4 protein-coding genes and 1 pseudogene are annotated in these 3,390 nt (G+C 71.9%); 1 reads left to right on the top strand and 4 read right to left on the bottom strand.

Annotated elements, in window-relative coordinates:
• Positions 1-240: 240 nt before the first annotated feature.
• Positions 241-855: a LysE family translocator gene (locus AB0C29_RS39450; protein WP_360831793.1), complete on the bottom strand. Its 615-nt coding sequence runs from the start codon at positions 853-855 to the stop codon at positions 241-243.
• Positions 856-929: 74 nt separating this feature from the next.
• Here AB0C29_RS39450 and AB0C29_RS39445 point away from each other — a divergent pair, with 74 nt between their 5' ends.
• Positions 930-1,838: a LysR family transcriptional regulator gene (locus tag AB0C29_RS39445; RefSeq protein ID WP_360831791.1), complete on the top strand. Its 909-nt coding sequence runs from the start codon at positions 930-932 to the stop codon at positions 1,836-1,838.
• 6 nt (positions 1,839-1,844) lie between these two features.
• On the opposite strand, the gene AB0C29_RS39440 is transcribed toward AB0C29_RS39445, so the two are convergent.
• The 3 genes and pseudogenes from AB0C29_RS39440 to AB0C29_RS39430 all read right to left on the bottom strand — a co-directional run.
• Positions 1,845-2,615 (bottom strand): hypothetical protein, encoded by a 771-nt coding sequence (locus AB0C29_RS39440; RefSeq protein ID WP_360831789.1) that lies wholly within the window; start codon positions 2,613-2,615, stop codon positions 1,845-1,847.
• A 51-nt stretch (positions 2,616-2,666) separates the two neighbouring features.
• The gene (locus tag AB0C29_RS39435; RefSeq protein ID WP_360831787.1) at positions 2,667-3,161 is read right to left on the bottom strand and encodes an NUDIX domain-containing protein; all 495 of its coding nucleotides are present in this window, start codon (positions 3,159-3,161) and stop codon (positions 2,667-2,669) included.
• Positions 3,162-3,184: 23 nt separating this feature from the next.
• A pseudogene (locus AB0C29_RS39430) lies at positions 3,185-3,390 on the bottom strand (sulfite exporter TauE/SafE family protein); the annotation flags it as partial.

Here is a 3,390-nt window from a genome sequence, read left to right as displayed (position 1 = left end):
CGCCTGACGCCGCGCGGCCGGCTGGGCGGGTGCGGTGCGGCCAAGCGGGTGCGGTGCGGTGCGGCCGGGCGGGTGCGGTGCGGCCGGGCGGGTGCGGTGCGGCCGGGCGGGTGCGAGCGGGTGCGGTGCGGCCGGGCGAAATGCGGGGCTGGGCGGGGTGTGGCGCAAGGTGGGCGGGGCGTAGCCGGGTCAAGTGCGGTGCGGCGGGTGTCGCGGCTTGGCGCAGCCCAGCAGCCGGTTTCAGACGCCGGCGGCGACAGCCACGCCGAGCACAACCAGCACCCCGCCGGTGACCACCTGCACCCGACGATGCACCGCCGGCCGAGACGCGAACGACCGCCCCCGATTCACCGCCCACGTGAACACCACGTACCAGCAAGCCGTGACCAACGCCCACAATCCACCGAGAGCGAGGCTCGAGAACAGAACCGGCCCGTCCCCCGTCACGAACTGAGGAAGCAGCGAGATCGCGAAGACCCCGGCCTTGGGATTACCGAGGTTGGTCGCCAGCCCGGCAAGGTAGCCGCCCCACCGCGCCGGCGGCTGTGGCGCTCCGGCTGCAGGCGGAGTCCTGCGCAGGGACAGCAAGGTGCTCACGCCCAGGATGGCGAGCACCGCGCCACCGGCGGCGCGGATCGCTGCGTACGCGCCGGGGTTGGCCAGGATGACCGCCGACAGGCCGGCAGCGGCCGCTGTGGTCCAGATCAGCAGCCCGGTCGCCGTGCCCGCGATGCCCGCCCATGCCGCGCGGAGTCCACCGGCCAGGGTCTGGCGGACCATGAGGGCCTGTCCGGCGCCGGGCAGCATCGCGAGCAGCCAGGTCGTGACCACAAAAGCGGCAAGGTGAGTCGGCATGAACCCAGCGTGCGGGCCCCCGAGCGTGAAGTGAAGGCCGCGTTTCCGCAGGCAGCGTTAGCTATTCTTCACGCATGGAGCCGGCCCAGCTGCAACTGCTCGCGCTGATCGACCGTTGCGGCTCGATGGCCGGTGCGGCGCAGGCGCTGGGCCGCACTCCCGCAGCGGTCACTCAGCAGCTCGCCAAGGCCGAGCGCGAGCTGGGCACCACCCTCGTCCATCGCGGGCCGCGCGGGGCCGCCCTCACCGCCGCCGGCGCCCTTCTCGCCCAGCACGGACGCGTCATCGACGAGGAGACCCAGCGCGCCGCTTCCGGGCTCGACGGGCTGCTCGGACGGCTCTCCCTGCGGCTGCGCATCGGCGCTTTCCAGGCCGCCGCCCTGCACCTGCTGCCTCCGGCGCTCACCGCGTTGCGTCACCGCTACCCGGACGCCGACCTGACCGTCACCGACATCACGTCCGACGTGGGCATCGACGAGGTTGTCGCCGGCCGCCTCGACGTGGCGGTCATCGCCTCCTGGGACACCCCGCTCACGCCGCCGGAGCGGGTCACCGTTCATCCGTTGTTGCGCGACCCGATGGTCGTCGTGCTGCCCGACGACCATCCCGCGCTGGCCGCGCCGGGGCCGGTCGGGCTGGCGCAGCTGCGCGACGAGGCCTGGGTGACCATTCTGGCCGGTCACGCCGCCCGGGCCCAGTTCGACCGGGTCACCGCGGCCGCCGGCTTCGTGCCGCGGATCCGCTTCCAGACCGCGTCGTACGACGTCGCCCAGGCACTCGTGGGCACCGGCATCGGCGTCGCCCTGGTGTCGCGGCTGGCGCTCGCCCACGCGCCGGGCACCGCCCACCGGGCCCTGCGTCCGCCGGTGCCGCACCGCGACCTGCAGGTCGTCACGATGACCGACGCGACCGTCACGCCGCTGGTCGCGGTGTTCCTGCGACTGCTCCAGGACGTCGCTGGCAAAGGCGACGGAGACGGATGAGAAAGCCTATTTCTCGACGTACTTCTTCAGGAGTTCGTAGTACTGGCGGTCGCCGACCTGGCTGTAGACGTTCCGGTCGGCGCCGAGCAGCACCATGAACGGGCACTCCTCGTCCTCGCCCGACAGCGTCTTCTCGATCACCTTCTTGCCCGTCGCGACCTCGTACAGGGCCAGGCGGTACTTGGCCTCGCGCAGCGGGATCTTGAGGCCTTTGGGGTCGTCGTACTTGCAGTTCTTGATCTTCTTGCCGGTCTGCACCAGGTCCACGCAGGCCACCAGGCGCACCTTGCCCGGGGACGACGGGTCCCACGCCTGCTGCTTCGGCTTCGTGTACCAGTTCGGGATGTCGAACAGGGTGGCCTCGTGCTTGGTGTCGAAGTCCTTGCTGTCCTGGGCGAAGATGCTGACCGGCTGGGTGCCCGACGACTTCACCTTCGGCGACTTCGGGTAGTACCACTGCTCGCAGACCCGCTTGAGGTCGTCGGCCGTGCGTACCGGATAGGTGCTGGCCCGGGGACCGGTGACCGTCTCCGCCTCCGGGTCCGCGGACGCGCCCGGCGCGGCCGGCGCGCCCGGGAAGCTCAGGCCCTTCGTCACCGGTGGCGTGGTCGACCGCATCGCGTGCACGCCCAGGAAGCCGGCCCCGCCCAGGCAGCCCAGCACGACCACCACAGCGATGACCGTCCCCCAGACGCCCCAGCGTGAGCGCCGCTTCTGCGGCTCTTCCTGCCACGGCGGAAATGCGGGCTGATCAGGTGTTGCGCGCGTTTCATCCATGGGTCGCCTCCCCGTGTACCGGCATGGAAGCGGCGATCATATCGGTACCGGTCAGTAACCGGGGACCGCGTTCTCGCCGGGCTGGGCGAACCAGGCCGGCGCGTCCTCCGGCAGCGACGTGCGGATCCGGACCAGGGCGAACGGGTTCAGCTCGGGCAGCGCGTCCGGGGCGAACCAGCCGACCGCGATCGACTCCGAGTCGTTGACCCGGGCCTCGCCGGCCACCGCCCGGCAGCGGAACCAGGTGTTGACCATGTGGCAGCGGTCGCCGTTGCCGTAGACCACCTCGTGCAGGGCCACCCCGGCCAGGCGTTCGATCTCAACCTGGACGCCGGTCTCCTCCTCGACCTCGCGGACCAGCGCGTCCGCGGGCTGCTCGCCGGGGTCCATCATCCCGGCGATCACCGACCACTGGTGGTTGTCGCTGCGCTGCCCGAGCAGGATCTCGCCGCGGTCGTTGAGGATGATCGCGCTGACCGTCGGGAACATGATCAGGTCGTGGCCGACCTGGGCACGCAGCTTCTTGACGTAGTCGGAGGCAGGCATGGGCCGACCTTAACGACGGCCGGTCAGCGCCCGAGCGCCACCTGACCGGCGTACAGGATCGCCACGGCCACCGCGAGCCCGCCGAGGACCAGTCGCAGCCCGCGTTCCGGCAGGCGGGGTTGCAGGTGCGCGCCGACGTACCCGCCGACCAGGCCGCCCACCCCGCAGAGCAGGCCGATGCCCCAGTCCGGGGCGATGTCGCCCGGTCCGGCCCAGCCGAGCACGGCGA

This window comes from Actinoplanes sp. NPDC048791, from assembly GCF_040650095.1.
Classification (GTDB): domain Bacteria; phylum Actinomycetota; class Actinomycetes; order Mycobacteriales; family Micromonosporaceae; genus Actinoplanes.
Note: the sequence above shows the minus strand (reverse complement) of the source record. Positions and strands in the feature narration are given on the sequence as shown.